We start from the raw sequence: 26,277 nt of genomic DNA on the forward strand, positions 1-26,277 counted from the left end.
GGTGCCCCGTCCTGGCCAGGCCGGACCGGGGCACGGGCTCCGGCGGCGGGAGAGTCGCGGTCACCGCCTACCCTTGTCCCATGACCAGCGGCAACCGGAGCGAAGCAGTGGACGTCCAGAAGAGCTACGAGGTGCGCACCTACGGGTGCCAGATGAACGTCCACGACTCCGAACGCTTGTCGGGGCTGCTGGAGGGCGCCGGCTACGTGCGCGCCCCCGAGGGCTCGGACGGCGACGCCGACGTCGTCGTGTTCAACACCTGCGCGGTGCGGGAGAACGCCGACAACAAGCTCTACGGCAACCTCGGCCGCCTCGCCCCGATGAAGACGAAGCGCCCCGGGATGCAGATCGCCGTCGGCGGCTGCCTGGCGCAGAAGGACCGCGACACCATCGTGCGGCGCGCACCCTGGGTGGACGTCGTCTTCGGCACGCACAACATCGGCAAACTGCCGGTCCTGCTGGAGCGCGCCCGCGTCCAGGAGGAGGCGCAGGTCGAGATCGCCGAGTCCCTGGAGGCGTTCCCCTCGACCCTGCCCACCCGCCGCGAGTCCGCCTATGCCGCGTGGGTGTCGATCTCCGTGGGCTGCAACAACACCTGCACCTTCTGCATCGTCCCCGCGCTGCGGGGCAAGGAGAAGGACCGTCGCACCGGCGACATCCTGGCCGAGATCGAGGCCCTCGTCGCCGAAGGGGTCAGCGAGATCACGCTGCTCGGGCAGAACGTGAACGCCTACGGTTCCGACATCGGGGACCGCGAGGCCTTCTCCAAGCTGCTGCGGGCCTGCGGCACGATCGAGGGCCTGGAGCGCGTCCGCTTCACCTCGCCCCACCCGCGCGACTTCACCGACGACGTGATCGCGGCGATGGCCGAGACGCCGAACGTGATGCCCCAGCTGCACATGCCGATGCAGTCGGGCTCGGACACCATCCTCAAGGCGATGCGCCGTTCGTACCGCCAGGAGCGCTTCCTCGGGATCATCGAGAAGGTGCGCGCCGCCATGCCGGACGCCGCCATCTCCACCGACATCATCGTCGGCTTCCCCGGGGAGACCGAGGAGGACTTCGAGCAGACGATGCACGCCGTGCGCGAGGCCCGTTTCGCGAACGCCTTCACCTTCCAGTACTCCAAGCGCCCCGGGACCCCCGCCGCCGAGATGGAGGGACAGATCCCCAAGGAGGTCGTGCAGGAGCGCTACATGCGCCTGTCCGCCCTCCAGGAGCAGATCTCCTGGGACGAGAACAAGAAGCAGGTCGGCCGCACCCTGGACGTCATGGTCGCGGAGGGCGAGGGCCGCAAGGACGGCGCCACGCACCGGCTGTCCGGCCGCGCTCCCGACAACCGGCTCGTCCACTTCACCAAGCCGTCCGAGGACGTGCGCCCCGGTGATGTCGTCACCGTCGAGATCAGCTACGCCGCCCCGCACCACCTCCTCGCCGAGGGCGCGCCCCTCGGGGTCCGGCGTACGCGGTCCGGGGACGCCTGGGAGAAGCGCACCGCGGCTCCTGCCGCCCAGCCCGCAGGCGTGATGCTGGGTCTGCCCGGCATCGGCGCCCCCGCCCCGCTGCCCGCGGCCGCCACCCCGGGGTGCGGCTGCGACTGAGTACGCTGACCGGCATGCTTGTCGCCGCCGCTGTCTGTCCCTGCCCGCCGCTCCTGGTGCCCGAGGTGGCCAGGGGGGCCGGGCCCGAGCTCGACGCCGCGAGAAGCGCGTGCCTCGACGCACTGGGCGTGCTCGCCGCCGCACGGCCGGACCTGCTCATCGTGGCCGGTCCCGCGGGGCCCGACGGCCGGGGCCCGTTCCCGCCCGGTTCGTCCGGCTCCTTCGCCGGGTTCGGCGTGGACCTGACCGTACGGCTGGGTGAGCCGCCCGCCGGTTCTCCGGCGCCGGAACGCCCGCTCCCGGCGTCCCTCGCCGTCGGCGCCTGGCTGCTCGGCCTGGCCCGGTGGGACGGCGCCCCGGCCGAAGGGCTCGGAGTCGAGGAGACGCTCCCCGCCGACCGCTGCGTGCGCGTCGGCGCGGACCTGGCCGCCCGGGCCGAACGCGTCGCCCTGCTGGTCATGGGCGACGGCAGCGCCTGCCGTACGGTCAAGGCGCCCGGCTACCTGGACGAGCGGGCGGCCGGCTTCGACGCGGCGGCCGTACGTGCGCTGGCAAGCGCCGACCTCGCCGCGCTGGAGGCCCTGGACGAGTCGCTCGCGTACGAACTGAAAGCGGCGGGCAGGGCGCCCTGGCAGGTGCTCGCCGGCGCTGCCCGGGGCGCCGGCCTCGGCGGCCGGCTGCTGTACGAGGACGCTCCGTACGGCGTGGGATACGCCGTCGCCGCCTGGTCCTGACGGATCGACCGGTCCGGAACGCACCGAGGGCCGCGGAGCGGCTTCGCTCCGCGGCCCTCGGTGCCGCCGGGCCCGGGTCAGGAAGCGGGCGGCGGAGGCGGCGTGCCGCCCTCGTTCTTGCTGCCCAGGCGGTCGACCGCGTCCTTGGCCTTCTGCGTGCCGGACACGATCTTGTCGCTGTACTTGCCCTTGGTCCTCTCGTCGACCGTGCGGGCGGCCCTGTCGAGGCCCTGGTCGATCTTGTCCCCGTGCTGCTGCGCGAGGTCGCCGACCTTCTCCTTGGCCGGGGCCAGCTTGGCCTTCAGGTTGTCCAGGAAACCCATGGGGCCACCTTCCGTGCTGGGGGGACTGTGGTCACATTTTACCCGTCTGTGAGCAATCTCGCGTCACTCGCCGTGTCCGACGGCAGCGGGTGGAGTGAACGGGTCCGTGCCGGGCGGAGCAGTGAGGGGGCCGCCCTCCCCGGTCGGGAGGTGTCCCGAAGTTTGGGACACTGTCCCGGTGAGAACACCAGCTCCCACCCCCCGTGTCATCACCGTCGTCGGTCCCACCGCGGCCGGAAAATCCGACCTGGGAGTGTTCCTCGCCCAACAGCTCGGCGGCGAAGTGGTCAACGCCGACTCCATGCAGCTCTACCGCGGCATGGACATCGGCACCGCGAAGCTGACCCCGGCCGAGCGTGACGGCGTTCCCCACCACCTGATGGACATCTGGGACGTCACCGAGGCCGCGAGCGTCGCCGAGTACCAGCGGCTCGCCCGCACCGAGATCGACCGGCTGCTGTCCGAGGGGCGGACCCCCGTCCTGGTGGGCGGCTCGGGCCTCTACGTGAAGGGCGCCATCGACGCCCTCGAGTTCCCCGGGACGGACCCCGGTGTACGCGCCAGGCTCGAACAGGAGCTGACGGAGCACGGCTCCGGCGCCCTGCACGCCCGGCTTGCCACGCTGGACCCCGGAGCGGCCCAGGCCATCCTGCCGAGCAACGGGCGCCGGATCGTCCGCGCCCTGGAGGTCATCGAGATCACGGGCAAGCCGTTCACCGCCAACCTCCCCGGTGACGAGGCCGTCTACGACGCCCTCCAGATCGGCGTGGACGTGGAACGCCCCGAGCTCGACGAACGGATCCGCACCCGCGTGGACCGGATGTGGGAGGCCGGACTCGTGGACGAGGTGCGCGATCTGGAGGCCCGGGGGCTGCGCGAGGGACGCACCGCCTCGCGGGCGCTCGGCTACCAGCAGGTCCTCGCGGCGCTCGCGGGGGAGTGCACCGAGGACGAGGCGCGCGCGGAGACGGTACGGGCCACCAAGCGTTTCGCGCGCCGTCAGGACTCGTGGTTCCGCCGCGACCCGCGCGTCGAGTGGCTCAGTGGTGCCGAGACACAGCGCGTGGAACTCCCCGGCCGGGCGCTGGCGTTGGTCGAACGAGCGGTTACAGCCTGATCACGTGATGGCATCGGGAAGCTCCGCCCGTCATTTCGGCGGTCGGGGGCGTGCCATCATCGAGCATCGATCGACCAGTGGAGTCCGAGTTGGGAGGGCGCGTGGCGATGGAGGCCGGCCCTCGCGACACAGACCGAGACGCACCGCACACGCGTCATGAAGCGGGACGTCTGAACCCGGACGGACCCGACGATCTCGACGTCGTCCCCGAGGTCGAGGTCGAGCTCCGACCCGCCCGCCGCATGCGCATCTGGCAGCTCGCGCCGATCGTGCTGCTGGCTGCGGTCGGCTCCCTGATGTTCGCCTTCCCGCTCGCCTTCGAGTTCGGCGGCGGCGGCGCCGTGGTGGCGATGCTGGGACTTCTGATCAGCTGCTGCGCCGCGGGCTGGGGCATGATGGCGGCGCGCCGGGTCGGGAACACCTGGCCCGGTCTGCCGCCCAGAGGGGCGAACGAGCGCCCCGACTGGCGCGTGGTCGCGTTGTACGTCGCCGTGTGCGCAGTGCTGGTCGCCCTGGCGGTCTGGCGCGTGGCCCGCCTCCGCTGAGGGCCCGACGGCCGGCGGCGCGGGCCCCGGACCGGCGAAGCGTCGCCACGGCCTCGTACAGTTGCTCCGTGAGCACTTCGCAGATCGCCTTCCTCAAGGGACACGGCACCGAGAACGACTTCGTGATCGTTCCGGACCCGGACAACGCCCTCGACCTGCCTGTTCCCGTCGTCGCCCGGCTCTGCGACCGCCGCGCGGGCATCGGCGGTGACGGACTCCTGCACGTCGTACGGTCCGCCGCCCACCCCGACGCCAGGGACATGGCGGACGAGGCCGAGTGGTTCATGGACTACCGCAACGCCGACGGCTCGGTCGCCGAGATGTGCGGCAACGGGGTCCGCGTCTTCGCCCGCTACCTGCAGCGCGCGGGGTTCGTGGCCGAGGGCGACCTGGCCGTCGCGACCCGGGGCGGGATCAAGCGGGCGCACATCGACAAGGACGGCGACATCACGGTCTCCATGGGGCGTGCGGTGCTCCCCGGCAGCGGGGTCACGGTCACCGTGGACGGCCGCAGCTGGGACGCCCGGAACGTGAACATGGGCAACCCGCACGCCGTCGCGTTCGTGGAGGACCTGGACCACGCCGGGGACCTGTTCTCCGTACCGCCGTTCAGCCCGCAGTCCGTCTACCCGGACGGCGTCAACATCGAGTTCGTCGCGGACCGCGGACCGCGGCACGTCGCGATGCGCGTCCACGAGCGCGGCTCCGGCGAGACCCGCTCCTGCGGCACGGGCGCCTGCGCGGTCGCCGTCGCGGCGGCACGCCGGGACGGCGTGGACCCCGCGCAGACCGGAGCCCCCGCGACGTACACGGTCGACCTCCCCGGAGGCACCCTGGTGATCACCGAACACCCCGACGGCGGGATCGACATGACCGGACCCGCGGTCATCGTCGCCGAGGGCGTGATCGACCCGTCGTGGGTCGAAACGATGATCGGTTAGAGCTTCGCTCGAATGGGTGATCCGTTTCACGCTGGGCGAGAGCGGGACTGCGCCACGTGGTGGGGTCGATAGCATCAAGCACCGGCCCGGGGGTGTATCCGCATCCCTTCCCTGCCGGTCGACGTCGCCGGAGGTGCCCCCATGAGCGCAGAGGCCGCCAATCCAGGTGCTCCCCTTCGCAAGCGCGGTCGCGCACGGATCGATCTGCGCCGACTGGGCCGTGTCGCCCTGCTCGGGCCGGTCTCCCGTGACCGGCTCCCCGACGCCATCGGGCACGTGGCGGACGCGCACCGTGCGCACCACCCCGACGCCGACCTGGCCATCCTGAGCAAGGCCTACGTCCTCGCCGAGTCCTCCCACCGCGGCCAGATGCGCAAGAGCGGTGAGCCGTACATCACCCACCCCCTCGCCGTCACCCTGATCCTCGCCGAGCTCGGCGCCGAGACGACGACCCTGACCGCCTCGCTGCTCCACGACACGGTCGAGGACACCGAGGTGACCCTCGATCAGGTGCGGGAGGAGTTCGGCGACGAGGTCTGTTACCTGGTCGACGGCGTCACCAAGCTCGAGAAGGTCGACTACGGGGCCGCCGCCGAGCCCGAGACCTTCCGCAAGATGCTCGTCGCCACCGGGAACGACGTCCGTGTCATGTCGATCAAACTCGCCGACCGGCTGCACAACATGCGCACCCTCGGCGTCATGCGGCCCGAGAAGCAGGCCAGGATCGCCAAGGTCACCCGGGACGTACTCATCCCGCTCGCCGAACGCCTCGGCGTGCAGGCACTCAAGACGGAACTCGAGGACCTCGTCTTCGCGATCCTGCACCCGGAGGAGTACGAGCGCACCCAGGCCCTGATCTCCGCCTGGGAGGGCGCGCAGGACCCGCTCACGGAGATCGCCGACCGCGTCAGATCCACCCTGCGGGACGCCGGCATCAACGCCGAAGTGCTCATCAGGCCACGTCACTTCGTGTCCGTGCACCGGGTCAGGATCAAACGCGGCGAGATGCGCGGCACCGACTTCGGGCGGCTGCTCGTGCTCGTCGGGGAGGACGCCGACTGCTACGCGGTCCTGGGCGAACTGCACACCTGTTTCACGCCGGTGATCTCCGAGTTCAAGGACTTCATCGCCGCTCCCAAGTTCAACCTCTACCAGTCGCTGCACACGGCGGTCGTCGGCTCCGAGGGCGCGGTCGCCGAAGTCCTCATCCGTACGCACCGGATGCACAAGGTCGCCGAGGCCGGTGTCGTCGCCCTCGGCAATCCCTACACCCAGGACGGCACCGCCGCCGCACAGCAGCTGGAACCCGCGGACGGCGAACGTGCCGACCCGACCAGGCCCGGCTGGCTCTCCCGGCTCCTGGACTGGCAGGAGTCGGCCACCGACTCCGACACCTTCTGGGCCACGCTCCGTGCCGACCTCGCGCAGGACCGGGAGATCACCGTCTTCCGCACCGACGGAGGGACGCTGGGCCTGCCCGCGGGCGCCAGCTGCGTCGACGCCGCCTACGCGCAGTACGGTGACGAGGCCCACGGCTGTATCGGGGCCCGCGTCAACGGCCGGCTGGCCACCCTCAGCACCGCACTGAACGACGGCGACACCGTTCAGCTGCTGCTCGCCCAGGACGCCTCGTCCGGTCCCTCCCCGGAGTGGCTCGACCACGCGCGCACCCCCGCCGCCCGGATCGCGATCACCCGGTGGCTCGACGCCCATCCCGACGGCGCGCAGGGGCCTCAGAAGAGCCGGCCCGACGCACCGAAACCCCAGGCGCAGCCGGCCGATGACGCGGCGGGCACCCGGAGCCGGGCCGCCGACCGGGCGGCGGGCGTGGTCGTCGACATGCCGGGGGCACCGGTCCGGCTCGCCGGATGCTGCACTCCCGTCCCGCCCGACACCATCATCGGTTTCACCGTGCGCGGTGGGGCGGTCACGGTGCACCGGGAGGAGTGCCCGGCGGTGGCCCGCATGCGAGGGACCGGCCGGGCGGCCGTCGGGGCCCGCTGGGACGATCCGGGCGACTGGAGCGGAACCACCGACTACAAGGTCACCCTCGTCGCGGAGTCCTTCGGGCGCCCCCGGCTCCTCGCCGACCTCACCGAGGCCATCGCCACCGCCGACGCGGCCATCGTCTCGGCGACCGTCGAGCCGCCCAGCGAACAGCGCGTCCGGCACACCTACACGCTGCAGCTGCCGGACGCGGCGGGACTGCCCGGCCTCATGCGGGCCATGCGCGACGTCCCCGGCGTGTACGACGTGAGCCGCGCCCAGCAGCCCGCCGCCACCGGCTGACCGCGGCCTCCCCTTGCCGCTGCCGGGCGACCCCGTTCGGGTGGTGCGGCGCGCGCCACTCCCGTGCGGACGGCGCGCGCTGGTAGCCGTAGTCCATGCCGCTCACCTCCCGCCGACTGCGTGCAGCCCTGCTCGCCACCGCGTCGGTCACCCTCGTCGCCGCCACCCTGCCCGCACCCCAGCCGCTCGGCATCGGCGACCGGCTGTTCCCCCACCTGGGCAACCCCGGTTACGACGTCCTCGCGTACGACATCTCACTCACCTACGGGGGCAGCAACACCGAGCCCCTCGACGCCGTCACCACCATCGACGCGCGGACCACCGCACCCCTGGACCGGATCAACCTGGACTTCACCCGCGGCACGGTCCGGTCCGTCGAAGTCGACGGCCTCGACTCCGAGTTCGCCGCCGCGGGCGAGGACCTCGTCGTCGACCCGCCCTCGCGGCTCCCCGCGGGGACGCCCGTGCGGATCACCGTGCGGCACACGAGTGACCCCTCGGGGGACAAGGACAACGGGGGCTGGGTCCCGACCTCCGACGGCCTGGCGATGGCGAACCAGGCCGACGCCGCCCACCGTGTCTTCCCCGGCAACGACCACCCCGCCGACAAGGCGTACTTCACCTTCCGTGTGACCGCGCCCAAGGAGTACACGGTCGTCGCGGGCGGTCTGCCCACCGGGAGGCGGGAACACGGCGCATCGACCACCTGGACCTACCGCACCGAGCACCCGATGGCCACCGAACTGGCCCAGGTGTCCATCGGCCGCTCCGCCGTCCTGCGCCGCACCGGACCGCGCGGGCTGCCGGTACGCGACGTGGTGCCCGCGGCCGACCGGCGGAAGCTGGAGCCGTGGCTGAGGAAGACCCCGGCACAGCTGGCCTGGATGGAGGAGCAGGTCGGCCCGTACCCCTTCGAGACGTACGGGCTCCTGGTCGCCGACACCGAGACGGGGTTCGAGCTGGAGACCCAGACGCTCTCGCTCTTCGAACGCTCCCTGTTCACCGACGCGGGGCATCCCGAGTGGTACGTCGACTCGGTCATGGTGCACGAGCTCGCCCACCAGTGGTTCGGCAACAGCGTCTCCCCGCGGTCCTGGTCCGATCTGTGGCTCAACGAGGGACACGCCACCTGGTACGAGGCCCGCTACGCCGAGGAACACGCCCGGAAGCCGATGGAACGCCGGATGCGTGAGGCCTACAGCCGCTCCGACGCCTGGCGCGCCGCCGGCGGCCCGCCCGCCCGTCCCGACGCGCCCTCCCCCGATCACAAGATCAGCCTGTTCAGGCCGGTCGTGTACGACGGGAGCGCGCTCGTCCTGTACGCCCTGCGTGAGGAGATCGGCGACGCCGCGTTCGACCGCCTCGAGCGCACCTGGGTCCGGGTCCACCGGAACGGTTCGGCGACCACGCGGCAGTTCACGGACCTGGCGTCGGGAATCGCCGGGCGGGATCTGACGGCGTTCTTCGACGGGTGGCTGTACGGGACCAGGACTCCGCCGATGCCCGGGCACCCCGACTGGCGCAGCGAGAAGCCCCGGAGCGCCGCGGGCGGCCGGATCCCCGCGCCGGCGGAGCACGGGCAGGACCCCCGGCGGGCACCGAAACCCGAGTGACGGGCCGCGCGGGGACATGCCACTATCGACGCGTCGGCACGGCGGCCGGCCGGTGGGGCGCCCCGTGGGGAATCTTCCGGCGGGGTCACGCGTTGTGACTGACGTAGCGGACATCTATCGACGTAAGGATCCAATGACCTCCTCTTCCTCCCTTCCCCAGGACGCGCAGAGCGCCACGGATGCGAACTCCGAGAGCTTCACCGAGAGCCTTCGGGCCGACGCCCTGATGGAAGAGGACGTCGCCTGGAGCCACGAGATCGACGGAGAGCGGGACGGGGACCAGCTCGACCGCTCCGAGCGTGCGGCGCTGCGCCGTGTCGCGGGACTCTCCACCGAACTCGAGGACGTCACCGAGGTCGAGTACCGACAGCTGCGCCTGGAGCGCGTGGTCCTCGTCGGTGTCTGGACGTCGGGGACCGTGCGTGACGCGGAGATCTCCCTCGCGGAGCTCGCGGCCCTCGCCGAGACGGCGGGCGCCCAGGTGCTCGACGCCGTGTTCCAGCGGCGCGACAAGCCCGACCCGGCCACCTACATCGGCTCGGGCAAGGCGCTGGAGCTGCGCGACATCGTTCTCGAGTCCGGGGCCGACACCGTCGTCTGCGACGGTGAGCTCAGCCCCGGCCAGCTGATCCATCTGGAAGACGTCGTCAAGGTCAAGGTGGTCGACAGGACCGCGCTGATCCTCGACATCTTCGCCCAGCACGCGAAGTCCCGCGAGGGCAAGGCGCAGGTGTCGCTGGCACAGATGCAGTACATGCTCCCGCGCCTGCGAGGCTGGGGTCAGTCGCTCTCCCGTCAGATGGGCGGCGGCGGTTCCAGCGGCGGTGGCGGCATGGCCACCCGTGGTCCCGGTGAGACCAAGATCGAGACGGACCGGCGACGGATCCGCGAGAAGATGGCGAAGATGCGCCGGGAGATCGCGGAGATGAAGACCGGCCGGGAGATCAAGCGCCAGGAACGAAAGCGCAACAAGGTGCCTTCGGTGGCCATCGCCGGATACACCAACGCCGGGAAGTCCTCGCTGCTCAACCGGCTCACCGGTGCGGGTGTCCTCGTGGAGAACGCCCTGTTCGCGACCCTCGACCCGACCGTGCGCCGGGCCGAGACGCCGAGCGGCAGGCTCTACACCCTCGCCGACACCGTGGGCTTCGTACGGCACCTTCCCCACCACCTGGTCGAGGCGTTCCGCTCCACCATGGAGGAGGTCGGCGACTCCGACCTCATCCTGCACGTGGTGGACGGCGCACACCCGGTGCCCGAGGAACAGCTCGCCGCCGTGCGTCAGGTGATCCGGGAGGTCGGCGCGGTCGACGTACCCGAGATCGTCGTGATCAACAAGGCGGACGCGGCAGACCCGCTGGTGCTGCAGCGCCTGCTGCGCACCGAGAAGCACGCGATCGCGGTGTCGGCACGTACGGGCGCCGGTATCGACGAACTGCTGGCACTCATCGACGCCGAGCTTCCGCGCCCGTCCGTCGAGATCGAGGCGCTCGTGCCGTACACCCAGGGCGCGCTCGTCTCCCGGGTGCACGCCGAGGGTGAGGTCCTCTCCGAGGAGCACACCCCGGAGGGCACGATCCTCAAGGCACGGGTCCACGAGGAACTGAGCGCCGACCTCGGGATGTTCGCACCGGTCGCCCACTGACACGACCGACGCGGAAGGCCGGGCTCCCCTCCGGGGGCCCGGCCTTCCGCGTGCTCACCGCTCAGCCGTGGGGCCCGGGTACGGCACGCGCCGTACCCGGGGCCCACGGTCGCCGTCCTACCGCCCCGCGTACTTCTTGCTCACGGCCTCGTAGACACCCTTGGCCTCCGTGCCCAGGCGCGGACCGGCCAGCCAGCCCGCCGTCACCGGGCCGATCGAGGTGTTGGAGACCAGGGCGGGCTTTCCGTCCTGCCCCTCCGCGACCCAGCCGCCACCGGAGGAACCACCCGTCATCGTGCAGCCGATGCGGTACATCGTCGGCTGCGCCTCGAAGACCGCCAGGCGGCCCGGCCGGTCGGTGCACTGCAGCGCCTTCTGGCCGTCGTACGGCGGAGCCGCCGGGTAGCCGGTGGCCGTCATGCTGTCGATCTCCGGGACGGCGGGGGCGTTGAACTCGACCGGGAGGGCCGAACCGACGGTCTCCTCGAGGGACTTGCCCGTCGAGCCCTTCTCCGGGGCGACCTGGAGTACGGCGAAGTCGTACGGAGCGCCCTGCCCGCCGGTCGCGGCGCCCTGGCTGATCCACTGGTCGGAGGTCTGCGCCCACTGGCCCCACCACACGCCGTACGGAGCGATCTGCTCCTTGGACGCGTTCTGCAGCTCGGCCGTCGACATGCCGGTGTCGTTGTACGAGGGCACGAAGGCGATGTTGCGGTACCAGCCGCCGTTCTTGCCCGCGTGCACGCAGTGGCCGGCCGTCCAGACCATGTTGGACCTGCCCGGGTGGGCCGGGTCCTGCACGACGGTCGCCGAGCAGACCATCGAACCCTCGGGGCCGTCGAACAGGAGCTTCCCGGACGCGGGGGCGCTGTCGTGGTACGGAGTCTTCAGGCCCGCCGCCTCGACCGGTGCGGGGGTCGGGTCCGTCACCCCCTCGTCGCCGGAGATGTCGTTGTCGACGGGGTTCTCCGGAGGCTTGTCGGCCTCGCGCATCCGGTCCGGGTCCCAGAGGTCCTCGATGATCGGGTTGACGTAGTCCTTGGCCTCACGCAGCCAGGTGTCCTTGTCCCAGTTCTTCCACTCGCCGTCCCGCCACTCGTCGAGGTTGATCCCGTGTTCCTTGAGGCGGTCCTTGAGATCGTCCGGGATGGTGACCTTCCCGTCGGACGACTGGCCGGTGGAACTGCTCGGCTCACCGGTCGCGCCGTCCTCCTCCGGCCCGCAGGCGGTGGCGGTGAGCGTCAGGACAGCGGCGAGGGCGGCTGCGGCGAACACCCGGGGGGTGCGACCGGCGCTCCTCCCGCGGCGTGCTGTGTCGGTAGGGCGCATGGGTCGCATCTGGTGATCCCCCTGGGACTTCGTCACTGACGTCGGTACTGCACTGCGGACTCGGGGTGCGCGACACGGACGCGCCGCAACCGCACACACTTCTGAGCGGCGGCCCCCGCCCCCGGTGCGGCCTCCACTATGCCGGTGCCGATGGGGACGGCGTGCGGCAGGGCCACGGTTCCGCCTGCGCAAGGATCTTCCGATTTACCCGTGATCTCCCGCGTTCCGCGTCGTTGGTACGTACGGGGGACACCCGGACGGCGTTCATCGGCGCGGTCCGCCTTCGCGGGACCGTACGAATGGCAACCCAACTGTTACAGCAGGAGGACCGAACAGCCGTGGCCGTGACCGAACCAGCTCCGGTGGAACTCCCTCCTGCGCACGAAGGGATCCTGCGGCGTCAGGCCCTCCGTGAATCGGCCGCCCGCACCTACGCGCGGTCCCTGCCGATCGTGCCGGTACGCGCGCGCGGCATGACCATCGAGGGCGCGGACGGCCGGCGCTACCTCGACTGCCTCTCCGGAGCCGGGACCCTGGCCCTCGGCCACAACCACCCCGTCGTACTCGAAGCCGTCAGGAAGGTCATCGACTCCGGCGCACCGCTGCACGTGCTGGATCTGGCCACCCCCGTCAAGGACGCCTTCACGACCGAGCTGTTCTCCACGCTGCCCCGGGAGTTCGCCGACAACGCCCGGATCCAGTTCTGCGGCCCCGCGGGCACCGACGCCGTCGAGGCGGCTTTCAAGCTCGTCCGGGCGGCGACCGGACGCAGTGAACTCCTCGCCTTCACCGGCGCGTACCACGGGATGACCGCGGGCGCCCTCGCCGCCTCGGGCGGTGCCACGGACGTGCGGGTGACGAGGCTGCCCTTCCCGCACCGCTACCGCTGTCCCTTCGGCACGGGAGGAGAGCGGGGCGCCGACATCGCCGCGCGCTGGACCGAATACCTCCTGGACGATCCCAAGAGCGGCGTGCCGGAACCGGCCGCCATGATCCTCGAACCGGTCCAGGGCGAGGGCGGGGTGAATCCCGCCCCGGACAGCTGGATGCGCCGGATGCGGGAGATCACCCGGGAGCGCTCCATCGCCCTGATCGCGGACGAGGTGCAGACCGGCGTCGGCAGGACCGGCACCTTCTGGGCGGTCGAACACAGCGGTATCGTGCCCGACGTGATGGTGCTCTCGAAAGCCATCGGCGGTTCGCTGCCCCTCGCTGTGATCGTCTACCGCTCGGAGCTCGACCTCTGGCAGCCGGGTGCGCACGCGGGCACCTTCCGGGGCAACCAGCTCGCCATGGCGGCCGGCGCCGCGACTCTCGCGTACGTACGGGAGAACCGGCTCGCCGAACGCGCGGGCACGCTGGGCGCGCGCATGCTCGCCGCACTCCAGGCCCTGAGCGCGGACCACCCGAGCATCGGCGACGTCCGGGGCCGCGGTCTGATGATCGGCATCGAGCTCGTCGACCCCGAGGCAGGGCCGCCGACCGTCACCGCGGAGAACGGCTCCGCCCCGCCGCCCGACCCCGCGCTCGCCACGGCTGTGCAGCAGGAGTGCCTGCGCAGAGGCCTCATCGTCGAACTCGGCGGTCGCCACGGCGCCGTGGTGCGGCTGCTCCCTCCCCTCACCCTCACCGACGAACAGGCGACGGCGGTCGTCGACCGTCTCGCCGACGCGCTGAGAGCGGCCGAGCGCTCGCCGTACCGCCGGGCCGCCGCCGGTCCGACCCGCTGATCCCGGACCCCTCACAAGGAAGACCGCTGTGAACCCCACTCCCGCGCCCGAGGCCGACGGCCCCCTCACCAGCCAGCAGCGAGGACACGACCTGCCGGAGGGCCCGCTCGCCGTCGAGTCGACGACCGTGCCGCGCCAGAAGGCCGGTCCGCACGTGACCCCCCGCGCCGGCTCGGCCGTCCCCACAGGCCTCCCCGCCGACCGCGTCCGCCCGGCGGAACCGCTGGACCACCCGGACCCGCTCTGGGCCGCCGACTCGGCCGGTACGGAGAATCTGCTGCGCTGCTGGACCAGGGAGAACGACCTGCCCCGCCCGCAGGGAGACACCCTGCGCATCCCGCTTCCCGCGAGCGGCACCGCGCTGCTCGTCCCGGTCACCCACTGGTCCGCCACCGGCTGGCACCGCTTCGGGACCCCGGCCCTGGAGAACGCGCCCGCGGGAGCCCCGGGTGTCGACGCCGTCACCGTGGCAGCGCTCCTGAGCCGCGAGAACGAGCGGAACTCCGCGGTCGATCTGGTGGCCAGGGTCGCCGACTCCGTACGGCACACGGCTGCCTTTATCGCGGCGCGGCGCCGCACCCCCACCGTGTCGACCGAGGCCGACCTCTTCCTCACCGCCGAGCAGTCCTTGGTCCTCGGCCACCCCCTGCACCCCACACCCAAGAGCCGGGAGGGTCTCTCCGAGGCCGAAACGCTGCTCTACTCACCAGAGTTGCGCGGTTCCTTCCCGCTCCACTGGATGGCCGTGGACCGCTCCGTGCTGGCCACGGAGTCGACCTGGACGAAGGCCGGCAGGCCCGTACCGGCGGAGGCACTCCTCGCTCCCCACACCGAAGGCCTGAGCCTCCCCGAAGGGAGCGCGGCCCTCCCGCTCCACCCCTGGCAGGCCGCGGAGGTCCTGCGCCGCCCCGACGTCGTCGCACTGTGCGAGAAGGGCCTGCTGCACGACCTCGGTCCGCACGGCGAACGCTGGCACCCCACCTCCTCCGTCCGCACGGTGCACCGCACCGGCTCCGACCTCATGCTGAAGCTGTCCCTGGGTGTGCGTATCACCAACTCCCGACGGGAGAACCTCCGCAAGGAGCTGCACCGCGGAGCCGAGGTCCACCGGCTGCTGCGCACCGGTCTGGCCGACCGGTGGCAGGAGGCGCACCCGGGCTTCGACATCGTCCGGGACCCCGCATGGCTGGCGGTCGACCACCCGGACGGCGGTCCTGTCCACGGCCTCGACGTGATGCTCCGACACAATCCGTTCGGCCCGGCCGACGACGCCGTGTGCATCGCCGGACTGACCGCCCCCCGCCCGTGGCCCGGCCGGCCGGGCACCCACTCGCGGCTCGCCGACACGGTCCACTCGCTGGCCGCGCGCACGGGAAGGACGACCGGAGCGGTGTGCGCCGAGTGGTTCCTGCGCTACCTCGACCGCGTCGTCCTCCCCGTCCTCTGGCTCGACGGGCACGCGGGCGTCGCCCTGGAGGCCCATCAGCAGAACACGCTCGTCATCCTCGACGCGGACGGCTGGCCCGTCGGCGGCAGGTACCGCGACAACCAGGGCTACTACTTCCGGGAGTCCCACCGGTCCGCGCTCGAACGTCGGCTCCCCGGCATCGGCACCGTGAGCGACACCTTCGTCCCGGACGCCGTCACCGACGAACGGCTCGCCTACTACCTCGGCATCAACAACGTGTTCGGGCTGATCGGAGCATTCGGGGCCCAAGGGCTCGCCGACGAACAACTCCTCCTCGCCGCGTTCCGCCGCTTCCTCGAAGGAGCCGTCCCGCTGGGCTCCCCCCTGCCCGCCTACCTCCTGGAAACCGGGCAACTGCGCTGCAAGGCGAACCTGCTGACCCGGATGCACGGCCTCGACGAACTGGTCGGGCCGGTCGACACGCAGTCCGTGTACGTCACCATCGCCAACCCGCTCCGCGGCGACCAGGCATGACCGTCTGAACCCACGAGAGGAGAGCGTCATGGTGCATCACGCCGATGCCCACACCGGGCCCGGTGGCGACCTGACCGACGCCACCGGCACCGAGGACACCCTGGAGCTGCGGCTCACCGAGGAGCTCCTCGTTCTGCTCGGTGAGCCTCCCGCGGCGGACGCCACAGGAGGCGACGCCTCCGCTCTCGTCGGCTACCCCGGGGGATGGAGCCCCGTCACCACCTCCGCAGGGGTGTTCCGACTCGTCACCGTGGTGCCGGACCGCGATCTGGCGCTGATCAGCCGCTGGATGAACGACCCCGCCGTCGCCGCCTTCTGGGAGCTCGCCGGACCGGATTCGGTCACCGGCGCCCACCTCGGCCGACAGCTCACGGGGGACGGCCGCAGCGTCCCCTGCCTCGGCGTCCTCGACGGCAGGCCCATGAGCTACTGGGAGATCTACCGTGCCGATCTCGACCCGCTGGCCCGTCACTACCCGGCACGCCCCCACGACATGGGGCTGCACCTCCTCATCGGCGGCGTGGGCAACCGCGGACGGGGCATCGGGAGCACGCTGCTGAGGGCCGTCGCCGATCTCGTACTCGACCATCGTCCCCGCTGCGCACGGGTCGTCGCGGAACCCGACCTGCGTAACGACCCGTCCGTGTCCGCCTTCCTGAGCGCCGGCTTCCGCTTCTCCGAGGAAGTGGACCTTCCCGACAAGCGCGCCGCCCTGATGGTCCGTGACCGAGCCCACCGCGAACACCTGTGAACAACTCGCCGAACCGTACAGCCCGCTCGAACCCCATCGGTCCCACCCGGAGGAGTCCCCGTGCCTGCATATCCCGCGAGTCACCATCAGACGGAGCCGCACACGCCGATCGACACACCGGAGCTCGACCGGACCGTCTGGGACCGGGCAGCGGCAAGGCTCCTCGCCAAGATGCTCGGTGAGTTCGCCTACGAGGAGATCATCGAGCCCGTGCCCCGGACCGGCGACGGCGCGGGGCGGACCGGCCACTACGCCGTGCGGCTCGACGACGGGGCGGCCCTGGTCTTCCACGCCGGACGCGGTGTCTACGGTGGCTGGCGCGTCGACCCCGCCACGATCCGTGAGGTCGCCCGCGACGACCTCGAAGACCGGGGCGGGGACGGGACACCCTTCCGGGACCCGCTGCGCTTCCTCGCCCGGGGCCGCCGGCTCCTGGACCTCGACGGCGCCACGCTCGCCCACCTCATCCGTGAGCTCACCGCGACACTCACCGCGGACGCCCGGCTCGACCACACCGCGCTCAGCGCGGCGCAGCTCGCCGAACTGCCGTACGCCGAGCTCGAGGGGCACCAGACGGGACACCCCTGGCTCGTGGCGAACAAGGGGCGCATCGGGTTCTCCTCCTCCGACGCCGCCCGCTTCGCACCGGAGGCCCGGTCCGCCACCGCACTGCCCTGGATCGCCGTCAGCACCCGCATAGCGGGCTACCGGGGAGTGGGACCTGTCTCCACCCCGGAAGACCTGTACGGCCAGGAACTCGACCCAGACGTCCGCGAGTCCTTCGCCACGATCCTGCGCCTACGCGGACTGGACCCCGCCGACTACCTGCTGCTCCCCGTGCATCCGTGGCAGTGGGACGAATGGGTCGTCCCGCTCTTCGCCCCGGCCCTCGCGGACGGTGACATCGTGCCCCTGCACGCCGACACCGACCTCCGGCTGCCGCAGCAGTCCATCCGGACCTTCACCAACGTGGGGAGTCCCGACCGGCACACGGTCAAGCTGCCCCTGTCGATCCTCAACACCCTGGTCTGGCGCGGACTGCCCACCGAGCGCACGCACGCCGCCCCCGCCGTGACCGCGTGGGTCCAGGGAATGTGCGAGAGCGATCCCTTCCTCCGCGACACCTGCGGCGTCATCCTCCTCGGAGAGGTCGCCTCGGTGACCGTCGAGCACCCGCTCTACGACCACCTCCCCGAGTCGCCCTACCAGTTCAAGGAGATCCTCGGGGCGATCTGGCGGGAGCCCCTCCAACCGCGGCTCGCACCGGGCGAGCGCGCCCGCACGCTGGCGTCGCTGCTGCACACGGACCCCGAAGGCCGCTCCTTCACCGCCGAGCTCGTCATCCGCTCGGGACTGGCTCCGGAAGCCTGGCTGACCCGGCTCTTCGCCGCGATGCTGCCGCCGCTCCTGCACTTCCTGTACCGCTACGGCACGGTCTTCTCCCCGCACGGCGAGAACGCCATCGTCGTCTTCGACGCCGACGACGTGCCGGTACGCCTCGCGATCAAGGACTTCGTCGACGACGTCAACGTGAGCGCCCGAAAGCTGCCCGAGCACGACACCATGCCGGCGGACGTCCGTGCCGTCCTGCTCACGGAGGAGCCCTCCTTCCTCACCCAGTTCATCCACTCCGGGCTTTTCGTGGGCGTCTTCCGCTATCTGTCGCCGCTCTGCGATGAGCAACTGGGCGTACCCGAGGGTGAATTCTGGTCACTCGTCCGTGCCGAGATCCTCAGGCACCACGCCCGCTTCCCGGACCTCAAGGAGCGGTTCGAGATCTTCGACATGCTGACGCCGACGATCGAGCGCCTGTGCCTCAACCGCAACCGTCTGCATCTGGACGGCTACCGCGACCGGTCGGAGCGGCCCCACGCCGCCGTCCACGGCACCGTACCCAACCCGCTCCACCCCTCCGCGTGAGTCCGGGACCGGCCGGCGCTGTCAGTGGAGCGCCGTAGGGTGGACGCGCTATGACGAAGCCATCTCTCCCCGAGCTCCTCCACGCCGCCGTCACCGCCGTCGGCGGTACGGAACGGCCCGGCCAGGTCTCCATGGCCGAGGCCGTCGCCGAGGCAGTCGACGACAACGCCCATCTGCTCGTCCAGGCCGGCACCGGGACGGGCAAGTCGCTCGGCTACCTGGTGCCGGCGCTCGCCCACGGCGAGCGTGTGGTGGTGGCCACGGCGACGCTGGCACTCCAGCGCCAGCTGGTGGAGCGGGACCTGCCGCGCACGGTCGAGGCCCTGCACCCGTTGCTGCGCCGGCGGCCCCAGTTCGCGATGCTCAAGGGCCGGTCGAACTACCTCTGTCTGCACCGGCTCCACGAGGGGGCGCCGCAGGACGAGGAGGAAGGGCTCTTCGACCAGTTCGAAGCGGCGGCGCCGTCGAGCAAGCTGGGCCAGGACCTGCTGCGCCTGCGCGACTGGTCCGACGAGACGGAGACCGGTGACCGCGACGACATGACGCCGGGTGTCTCGGACCGCGCCTGGTCCCAGATTTCGGTCTCCTCGCGTGAGTGTCTCGGGGCCACCAAGTGCGCTTACGGTGCGGAATGCTTCGCGGAGGCGGCCCGTGAGCGGGCGAAGACCGCCGACGTCGTCGTCACCAACCACGCCCTGCTCGCGATCGACGCGATCGAGGGAGCCCCCGTGCTCCCCAAGCACGAGGTGCTGATCGTCGACGAGGCGCACGAGCTGGTCTCCCGTGTCACCGGAGTGGCCACCGGCGAGCTCAACCCCGGCCAGGTGAACCGGGCGGTGCGCCGGGCGGCCAAGCTGGTCAACGAGAAGGCGGCCGACGCCCTGATGACGGCGTCGGAGGGGTTCGAGCGGGTCATGGAGCTGGCGCTCCCGGGGCGCCTCGAAGAGGTGCCGGAGGACCTCGGCTACGCACTGATGGCCCTGCGTGACGCCGCGCGTACGGTGATCACCGCGCTCGGCGGTACGCGAGACAAGTCCGTCCAGGACGAGGACGCCGTGCGCAAGCAGGCCATGGCGTCGGTCGAGTCCATCCACAGCGTCGCGGAGCGCCTGACCCAGGGCTCCGAGTACGACGTCGTCTGGTACGAACGGCACGACCGCTTCGGCGCGTCGGTCCGGGTCGCGCCGTTGTCCGTGTCCGGGCTGTTGCGGGAGAAGCTCTTCGCCGACCGGTCCGTGGTCCTGACCTCGGCCACCCTCAAGCTCGGCGGCGATTTCAACGGGGTGGGAGCATCGCTGGGGCTCGCTCCCGAAGGCACGGCGGGCGACGACATCCCGCAGTGGAAGGGCCTCGACGTCGGCTCGCCCTTCGACTACCCCAGGCAGGGCATCCTGTATGTCGCCCGCCACCTGGCCACGCCTGGGCGGGAGGGGTCCCGTACCGACATGCTCGACGAGCTCGCCGAGCTGGTGGAGGCGGCGGGCGGCCGCACCCTGGGGCTGTTCTCGTCGATGCGGGCGGCTCAGGCGGCAGCCGAGGAACTGCGCGGCCGCCAGGACAAGCCGATCCTGCTCCAGGGCGAGGAGACGCTCGGTGAGCTCATCAAGAATTTCGCGGCGGACCCCGAGACCTGTCTGTTCGGGACGCTGTCCCTCTGGCAGGGCGTCGACGTCCCCGGCCCCAGCTGCCAACTGGTCGTCATGGACCGGATCCCGTTCCCCCGGCCGGACGACCCGCTGATGAGCGCCCGGCAGAAGGCGGTCGAGGAGGCCGGCGGCAACGGATTCATGGCGGTGGCGGCGACCCATGCCGCGCTGCTGATGGCGCAGGGCGCCGGACGGCTGGTCCGGGCGATGGGCGACAAGGGTGTGGTCGCCGTGCTCGACCCCCGGCTGGCCAACGCACGGTACGGAAGCTACCTCCGTGCCTCGCTGCCCGACTTCTGGTACACCACGGACCGCAACCAGGCGAGGCGCTCGCTCGCGGCCATCGACGCGGCGGCCAAAGCCGCGCAGTGAACCATTGGCAGACACACGTCAGGGCCCCGGGACCGGCGCAGAGGTCCCGGGGCCCGGTCCGGACCGGCGGAGCTCAGACCCGCCGCAGCACCGCGACGACCTTGCCCAGGATCGTCGCCTCGTCACCGGGGATCGGCTGGTAGGCGGCGTTGTGCGGGAGCAGCCACACATGGCCGTCCTCGCGCTTGAAGCGCTTGACGGTGGCCTCTCCGTCCAGCATGGCGGCGACGATGTCGCCGTTCTCCGCGACGGGCTGGCGGCGGACCGTGACCCAGTCGCCGTCCATGATCGCTGCCTCGATCATCGAATCACCGACGACCTTCAGCACGAAGAGCTCGCCGTCGCCGACGAGCTGGCGGGGGAGCGGGAAGACGTCCTCGACGGACTCCTCGGCGAGGATCGGTCCGCCGGCGGCGATCCGGCCGACCAGGGGGACGTACGACGCCGCGGGCTTTCCGGTGGTGTCCGTCTGCTGCGTGCTGGGCTGGTCCGAGCCCCGGACCTCGTACGCGCGCGGCCGGTGAGGGTCGCGGCGCAGGAAACCCTTCCGCTCCAGAGCCATCAGCTGGTGGGCCACGGACGAGGTGCTGGACAGCCCCACCGCCTGGCCGATCTCGCGCATCGACGGAGGGTACCCACGCCGCTGGACGGAATCCCGGATCACCTCGATCACGCGCCGCTGCCGGTCGGTGAGCCCCGAGCTGTCCGCCCTGATTCCTGGAGGGCGGCCGGGCAGGGATCGCGCGGGTCGTGCGGGCTCTGGCCCCTCCGCGTTCATGACTGAGTCATTCATGGCATGCACCGGCTCAAGTCGGCTCTGGGAGCGGTGGTCATGGGCAGTGATGGTGGCACTGTCTGCGGTGGTGGTCACGTCGGCCCCTCTCGAATGTTCTCCCTAGTTAGCCAACGGTAGTAGCTTTCGAAAGGTTGCGCCAAACACACGTTCGAGTGAAAAACAAATAAAGGGCTGTTGCGGACTTACCGAGAGGTGTATGAGCTGGTCCTGCGGGCCGCAATCAGGGGGTGGCTCCGGGGGTTCACGCTAACGTCCGGCGGGTCCGTCCTCGCGTGCGGGGTGGGTGTCCCGGGCGCGCCGCGACGGCCCCTCCCGGCTCCCGCCGGGCCCGGTCGCGGGCCGGGCCCGAGGCCTCGCCCTCCGCTCGCTTCCCGTACCCTCGTGGCTGGCCGTAGGCTGCCCCCCGGTCCTCGGGAAAGCGCGACACGCGCGGGGGCGAAGTCGGGGCGAAACCCTAGATGTAGTGGTTGCATTGCTGTCGCCACCCACAAGTAGTGGTCCCCGGTCGGGCGGGGTCTGGTTCATCGCCTATGCTTGGGACCGTCCTCAGGGGCCCTGAACAGGGCACGGAGGGCTATTCAGTCGTGCTGTGAAGGAGGGTTCGGAGACATGCACTGCCCCTTCTGCAGGCACCCCGACAGCCGGGTCGTGGACAGTCGCACGACGGACGACGGGACGTCGATCCGGCGGCGGCGTCAGTGCCCCGACTGCTCCCGTCGCTTCACGACGGTGGAGACCTGTTCGCTGATGGTGGTCAAGCGCAGCGGCGTGACCGAGCCCTTCAGTCGCACCAAGGTCATCTCGGGAGTCCGCAAGGCGTGTCAGGGCCGTCCCGTCACCGAGGACGCCCTGGCGAAGCTCGGCCAGCGGGTCGAGGAGGCCGTGCGTGCCACGGGGAGCGCCGAGCTGACGACCCACGACGTGGGACTGGCCATACTCGGCCCCCTGCAGGAGCTCGACCTCGTCGCGTACCTGCGTTTCGCCTCGGTGTACAGGGCGTTCAATTCGCTCGAGGACTTCGAGGCCGCCATCGTGGAGCTCCGCGAGGAGCTGCCCCGTGCAGAGCAATGCGGGAGTGCTGGGACCCCCGGGGTCCCCGCCCCCGCCGTAGCCGCCGCTGATTGATCACCGAGTCGGCCGCCGGAGGCGGCGGCGGGCGGCACCAGACCTGTTCCGGGACGCTGTGCGCGGCGTCCGGAACATCAGACACACACTGTGCCCTGGGAAGAACTGGGCACTTCAGGGCGTTTTTGCCCACATATGGGAGGCGGCATGACAGAGACGGCGAGCGGCCCGGCACGAGGTTCCCGCACCAAGGGAGCCAAGTCGACTGCGACCAAGCAGGGCCTGCGCATCGAGCGCATCCACACGACTCCCGGCGTGCATCCGTACGACGAGGTCGCGTGGGAGCGCCGTGACGTCGTCATGACCAACTGGCGCGACGGCTCGATCAACTTCGAGCAGCGTGGCGTCGAGTTCCCCGACTTCTGGTCGGTGAACGCGGTCAACATCGTCACCAGCAAGTACTTCCGGGGGGCTGTCGGCACGCCGCAGCGCGAGACCGGTCTGCGGCAGCTGATCGACCGGATCGTGAAGACGTACCGGAAGGCCGGCGAGGACTACAACTACTTCGCTTCCCCCGCCGACGCCGAGGTCTTCGAGCACGAGCTGGCCTACGCCCTCCTGCACCAGATCTTCAGCTTCAACTCCCCGGTGTGGTTCAACGTCGGTACGCCCCAGCCGCAGCAGGTCTCGGCCTGCTTCATCCTGGCCGTCGACGACTCCATGGAGTCGATCCTCGACTGGTACAAGGAAGAGGGCATGATCTTCAAGGGCGGCTCCGGCGCCGGCCTGAACCTCTCCCGCATCCGTTCCTCCAAGGAACTGCTCTCCTCCGGCGGCAACGCCTCCGGTCCGGTCTCCTTCATGCGCGGTGCCGACGCCTCCGCAGGAACGATCAAGTCCGGTGGCGCCACCCGCCGCGCGGCCAAGATGGTCATCCTCGACGTCGACCACCCCGACATCGAGAACTTCATCGAGACCAAGGTGAAGGAGGAGGAGAAGATCCGCGCCCTGCGCGACGCGGGCTTCGACATGGATCTGGGCGGCGACGACATCACGTCCGTCCAGTACCAGAACGCCAACAACTCGGTCCGTGTGAACGACGAGTTCATGAAGGCCGTCGAGGCCGGCGGGAAGTTCGGTCTGCGCGCCCGGATGACCGGTGACGTCATCGAAGAGGTCGAGGCCAAGTCCCTCTTCCGCAAGATGGCCGAGGCCGCCTGGGCCTGCGCCGACCCCGGCATCCAGTACGACGACACCATCAACGCCTGGCACACCTGCCCGGAGTCCGGCCGGATCAACGGCTCGAACCCGTGCAGCGAGTACATGCACCTGGACAACACCTCGTGCAACCTCGCCTCGCTGAACCTGATGAAGTTCCTCAAGGACGACGGCCTGGGCAACCAGTCCTTCGAATCCGAGCGCTTCGCCAAGGTCGTCGAGCTCGTCATCACGGCGATGGACATCTCCATCTGCTTCGCGGACTTCCCGACGCAGAAGATCGGCGAGAACACCCGCGCCTACCGCCAGCTGGGCATCGGGTACGCCAACCTGGGCGCCCTGCTGATGGCCACCGGGCACGCGTACGACAGCGACGGCGGCCGTGCGCTCGCCGGCGCCATCACCTCGCTGATGACCGGCACCTCCTACCGCCGTTCCGCTGAGCTCGCCGCGGTCGTCGGCCCGTACGACGGCTACGCCCGCAACGCCGAGCCGCACCAGCGCGTCATGAAGCAGCACTCCGACGCCAACGCCGTGGCCGTCCGTATGGACGACCTCGACGCACCGGTCTGGGCCGCCGCCACGGAGGCCTGGCAGGACGTGATCCGTCTGGGTGCGAAGAACGGCTTCCGCAACGCCCAGGCCTCGGTCATCGCGCCGACCGGCACCATCGGTCTCGCCATGTCCTGCGACACCACCGGTCTCGAGCCCGACCTCGCGCTGGTCAAGTTCAAGAAGCTCGTCGGCGGCGGATCGATGCAGATCGTCAACGGCACGGTCCCGCAGGCACTGCGCAGGCTCGGCTACCAGCCGGAGCAGATCGAGGCGATCGTCGCCCACATCGCCGACCACGGCAACGTGGTCGACGCCCCGGGCCTCAAGACCGAGCACTACGAGGTCTTCGACTGCGCCATGGGCGAGCGCTCCATCTCGGCCATGGGCCACGTCCGGATGATGGCGGCCATCCAGCCGTGGATCTCCGGCGCGCTGTCCAAGACGGTGAACCTGCCGGAGACGGCCACCGTCGAGGACGTCGAGGAGGTCTACTTCGAGGCGTGGAAGATGGGCGTCAAGGCGCTCGCGATCTACCGCGACAACTGCAAGGTCGGCCAGCCCCTCTCCGCCAAGACCAAGGAGAAGGAGAAGGAGGCGGTCACCGCCAAGGCCGAGGACACCATTCGCACGGCCGTCGAGAAGGTCGTCGAGTACCGCCCCGTCCGCAAGCGTCTGCCCAAGGGCCGTCCCGGCATCACCACCTCCTTCACGGTGGGCGGCGCCGAGGGTTACATGACCGCCAACTCCTACCCGGACGACGGTCTCGGCGAGGTCTTCCTGAAGATGTCCAAGCAGGGCTCCACCCTCGCGGGCATGATGGACGCCTTCTCCATCGCCGTCTCGGTCGGTCTGCAGTACGGCGTGCCGCTGGAGACCTACGTCTCCAAGTTCACGAACATGCGCTTCGAGCCGGCCGGCATGACGGACGACCCGGACGTGCGGATGGCGCAGTCGATCGTCGACTACATCTTCCGTCGCCTGGCGCTCGACTTCCTGCCGTTCGAGACGCGTTCCGCGCTCGGCATCCACTCGGCCGAGGAGCGTCAGCGCCACCTCGACACGGGTTCGTACGAGCCCGCGTTCGGGGAGGAGGACCTGGAGGGCATGGCCCAGTCAGCTCCGCTGCCCGTGGAGCCGCTGAAGGCCGTCGCCCCGGCCGAGGAGAGCGTCGCGGAGAAGCCGGCCCCCAGGACCGCGCACACCTCGGCCGAACTGGTCGAGATGCAGCTCGGTATCAGCGCGGACGCACCGCTGTGCTTCTCGTGCGGTACGAAGATGCAGCGTGCGGGCTCCTGCTACATCTGCGAGGGCTGCGGCTCGACCAGCGGCTGCAGCTGAGCATGACCGCAGCCGCACCGGACAAGGTGTCCGGTGCGGCTCGCGCGGACCGCTGACCAGCAGTTCACGAAGGGGACCGGCCGACGGCCGGTCCCCTTCGGCGTGCCGCCACTCCGTGCCGCCGTGGCACGCGCCGTGCCAGTAAGCGGTGGCGGATGAGCACGACACCGCAGCCGGAGGTGTGGGTACCGGGTGCGAGCGTGACCTGCCGGCGCGGGCCCGGGCGGGCCGCCCGTGGGTCAGCCCGCGCGGCTCCCCATCACGGAGGCGAACGCATCGGGGTCGCCGTCGAATCCGCGTACGGCCCCGCGGAAGCCCCAGGAGCCCGAGGAGTCCCGCACGAACTCCGCGACGACCGCGGCGGTTGCGCTCCCCACCGAGGAGAAGTCGTCCTCCGCCAGCGTCGTGTAGCCCTCGCGGATCTGCACGGCCGTGTGCGCTATCCGGTCGAAGGTCTTGCGGCCGTCGCGCTGCTGGATGGCCACGCCCACCACGACCCTGGCGTAGGCGTCCGACAACCGGTCCAGTTCCAGCGTCATGACCTCGTCGAAGCCGAAGCCCTGCCCCGTCCGGCTGTCGCGGTTCAGCGTGATCGTCCCGTCCGGTGACCGACTGTCGAAGTGCACGAGATAGGCAGGGCTGCCGTAGGGCGCGTCCGTCCCGTACGTGGCCGCGATGATGTCGAGGTCATTGGCCGGCTCACCGGCGGCGCTGGGGTCCCACTTGACCCTCACCTCGACCTTCTCGATGTCCTTGTTGGGGGTGCTCATCACACGGCCTCCTCGCTGCTGGATCCACGGGCCTCAT

General features: G+C 70.9%; 19 protein-coding genes. 15 read left to right on the forward strand and 4 right to left on the reverse strand.

All coding sequences use genetic code 11. The features are described from left to right. Positions 1-80: 80 nt before the first annotated feature. Both miaB and IA22_RS0124905 read left to right on the forward strand, forming a co-directional pair. On the forward strand, positions 81-1,601 hold the full coding sequence (gene miaB / locus IA22_RS0124900) for a tRNA (N6-isopentenyl adenosine(37)-C2)-methylthiotransferase MiaB (RefSeq protein WP_030124885.1): 1,521 nt from the start codon (positions 81-83) through the stop codon (positions 1,599-1,601). 14 nt (positions 1,602-1,615) lie between these two features. Next, positions 1,616-2,335: a class III extradiol dioxygenase subunit B-like domain-containing protein gene (locus IA22_RS0124905; protein WP_030124886.1), complete on the forward strand. Its 720-nt coding sequence runs from the start codon at positions 1,616-1,618 to the stop codon at positions 2,333-2,335. Between the two features lie 77 nt (positions 2,336-2,412). On the opposite strand, the gene IA22_RS0124910 is transcribed toward IA22_RS0124905, so the two are convergent. Further along, a complete protein-coding gene (locus tag IA22_RS0124910; RefSeq protein WP_014153675.1) occupies positions 2,413-2,658 on the reverse strand; it encodes an antitoxin in 246 nt (81 codons plus the stop codon). A gap of 178 nt (positions 2,659-2,836) precedes the next feature. Between IA22_RS0124910 and miaA the strand changes: the two genes are divergently transcribed. From miaA to hflX, 6 genes are all read left to right on the forward strand, one after another. Further along, positions 2,837-3,775: a tRNA (adenosine(37)-N6)-dimethylallyltransferase MiaA gene (miaA, locus tag IA22_RS0124915; RefSeq protein WP_030124887.1), complete on the forward strand. Its 939-nt coding sequence runs from the start codon at positions 2,837-2,839 to the stop codon at positions 3,773-3,775. Between the two features lie 107 nt (positions 3,776-3,882). Next, the gene (locus tag IA22_RS0124920; RefSeq protein WP_014153673.1) at positions 3,883-4,320 is read left to right on the forward strand and encodes a membrane protein; all 438 of its coding nucleotides are present in this window, start codon (positions 3,883-3,885) and stop codon (positions 4,318-4,320) included. 68 nt (positions 4,321-4,388) lie between these two features. Then, the gene (dapF, locus tag IA22_RS0124925) at positions 4,389-5,261 is read left to right on the forward strand and encodes a diaminopimelate epimerase (RefSeq protein ID WP_015579018.1); all 873 of its coding nucleotides are present in this window, start codon (positions 4,389-4,391) and stop codon (positions 5,259-5,261) included. Positions 5,262-5,402: 141 nt separating this feature from the next. Then, positions 5,403-7,550 (forward strand): RelA/SpoT family protein, encoded by a 2,148-nt coding sequence (locus tag IA22_RS0124930; protein WP_030124888.1) that lies wholly within the window; start codon positions 5,403-5,405, stop codon positions 7,548-7,550. A gap of 95 nt (positions 7,551-7,645) precedes the next feature. Beyond that, positions 7,646-9,163, forward strand: coding sequence for a M1 family metallopeptidase (locus tag IA22_RS0124935; RefSeq protein WP_030124889.1), 1,518 nt, complete (start codon positions 7,646-7,648; stop codon positions 9,161-9,163). A 133-nt stretch (positions 9,164-9,296) separates the two neighbouring features. Continuing rightward, entirely contained in the window at positions 9,297-10,808 is a 1,512-nt protein-coding gene (hflX, locus tag IA22_RS0124940) for a GTPase HflX (protein WP_014153669.1), read from the forward strand. A gap of 117 nt (positions 10,809-10,925) precedes the next feature. Here hflX and IA22_RS0124945 read toward each other — a convergent pair whose 3' ends face one another. After that, positions 10,926-12,137 (reverse strand): trypsin-like serine peptidase, encoded by a 1,212-nt coding sequence (locus IA22_RS0124945; protein WP_051694837.1) that lies wholly within the window; start codon positions 12,135-12,137, stop codon positions 10,926-10,928. Positions 12,138-12,475: 338 nt separating this feature from the next. Here IA22_RS0124945 and IA22_RS0124950 point away from each other — a divergent pair, with 338 nt between their 5' ends. From IA22_RS0124950 to IA22_RS0124970, 5 genes are read left to right on the forward strand one after another with little or no spacing between them, the layout of a single operon-like run. Then, positions 12,476-13,867 (forward strand): diaminobutyrate--2-oxoglutarate transaminase family protein, encoded by a 1,392-nt coding sequence (locus tag IA22_RS0124950; RefSeq protein ID WP_030124891.1) that lies wholly within the window; start codon positions 12,476-12,478, stop codon positions 13,865-13,867. Between the two features lie 28 nt (positions 13,868-13,895). Beyond that, positions 13,896-15,809 (forward strand): IucA/IucC family protein, encoded by a 1,914-nt coding sequence (locus tag IA22_RS0124955; RefSeq protein WP_030124892.1) that lies wholly within the window; start codon positions 13,896-13,898, stop codon positions 15,807-15,809. Positions 15,810-15,840: 31 nt separating this feature from the next. Further along, positions 15,841-16,560: a GNAT family N-acetyltransferase gene (locus tag IA22_RS0124960; protein ID WP_015579025.1), complete on the forward strand. Its 720-nt coding sequence runs from the start codon at positions 15,841-15,843 to the stop codon at positions 16,558-16,560. Between the two features lie 60 nt (positions 16,561-16,620). Continuing rightward, positions 16,621-18,480, forward strand: a complete 1,860-nt coding sequence (locus tag IA22_RS0124965; RefSeq protein WP_030124893.1) for an IucA/IucC family protein — start codon at positions 16,621-16,623, stop codon at positions 18,478-18,480. 50 nt (positions 18,481-18,530) lie between these two features. Continuing rightward, positions 18,531-20,498 carry an ATP-dependent DNA helicase gene (locus tag IA22_RS0124970; RefSeq protein ID WP_015579028.1) on the forward strand — a complete coding sequence of 656 codons (1,968 nt, stop codon included), beginning with the start codon at positions 18,531-18,533 and terminating at the stop codon, positions 20,496-20,498. A 73-nt stretch (positions 20,499-20,571) separates the two neighbouring features. Here IA22_RS0124970 and lexA read toward each other — a convergent pair whose 3' ends face one another. Continuing rightward, the gene (gene lexA / locus IA22_RS0124975; protein ID WP_014153661.1) at positions 20,572-21,369 is read right to left on the reverse strand and encodes a transcriptional repressor LexA; all 798 of its coding nucleotides are present in this window, start codon (positions 21,367-21,369) and stop codon (positions 20,572-20,574) included. A gap of 534 nt (positions 21,370-21,903) precedes the next feature. Here lexA and nrdR point away from each other — a divergent pair. Together nrdR and IA22_RS0124985 are read left to right on the forward strand one after the other, a co-directional pair. Continuing rightward, complete coding sequence (gene nrdR / locus IA22_RS0124980) at positions 21,904-22,419, forward strand: transcriptional regulator NrdR (RefSeq protein ID WP_014153660.1); 516 nt, start codon at positions 21,904-21,906, stop codon at positions 22,417-22,419. A 147-nt stretch (positions 22,420-22,566) separates the two neighbouring features. Continuing rightward, the gene (locus IA22_RS0124985) at positions 22,567-25,470 is read left to right on the forward strand and encodes a vitamin B12-dependent ribonucleotide reductase (protein ID WP_014153659.1); all 2,904 of its coding nucleotides are present in this window, start codon (positions 22,567-22,569) and stop codon (positions 25,468-25,470) included. Positions 25,471-25,709: 239 nt separating this feature from the next. Here IA22_RS0124985 and IA22_RS0124990 read toward each other — a convergent pair whose 3' ends face one another. Beyond that, the gene (locus tag IA22_RS0124990) at positions 25,710-26,243 is read right to left on the reverse strand and encodes a TerD family protein (protein WP_015579032.1); all 534 of its coding nucleotides are present in this window, start codon (positions 26,241-26,243) and stop codon (positions 25,710-25,712) included. Positions 26,244-26,277: the final 34 nt, after the last annotated feature.

Origin of the sequence: Kitasatospora papulosa (assembly GCF_000717245.1) — a bacterium.
In the GTDB taxonomy this organism is placed as follows: Bacteria; Actinomycetota; Actinomycetes; order Streptomycetales; family Streptomycetaceae; genus Streptomyces; species Streptomyces papulosus.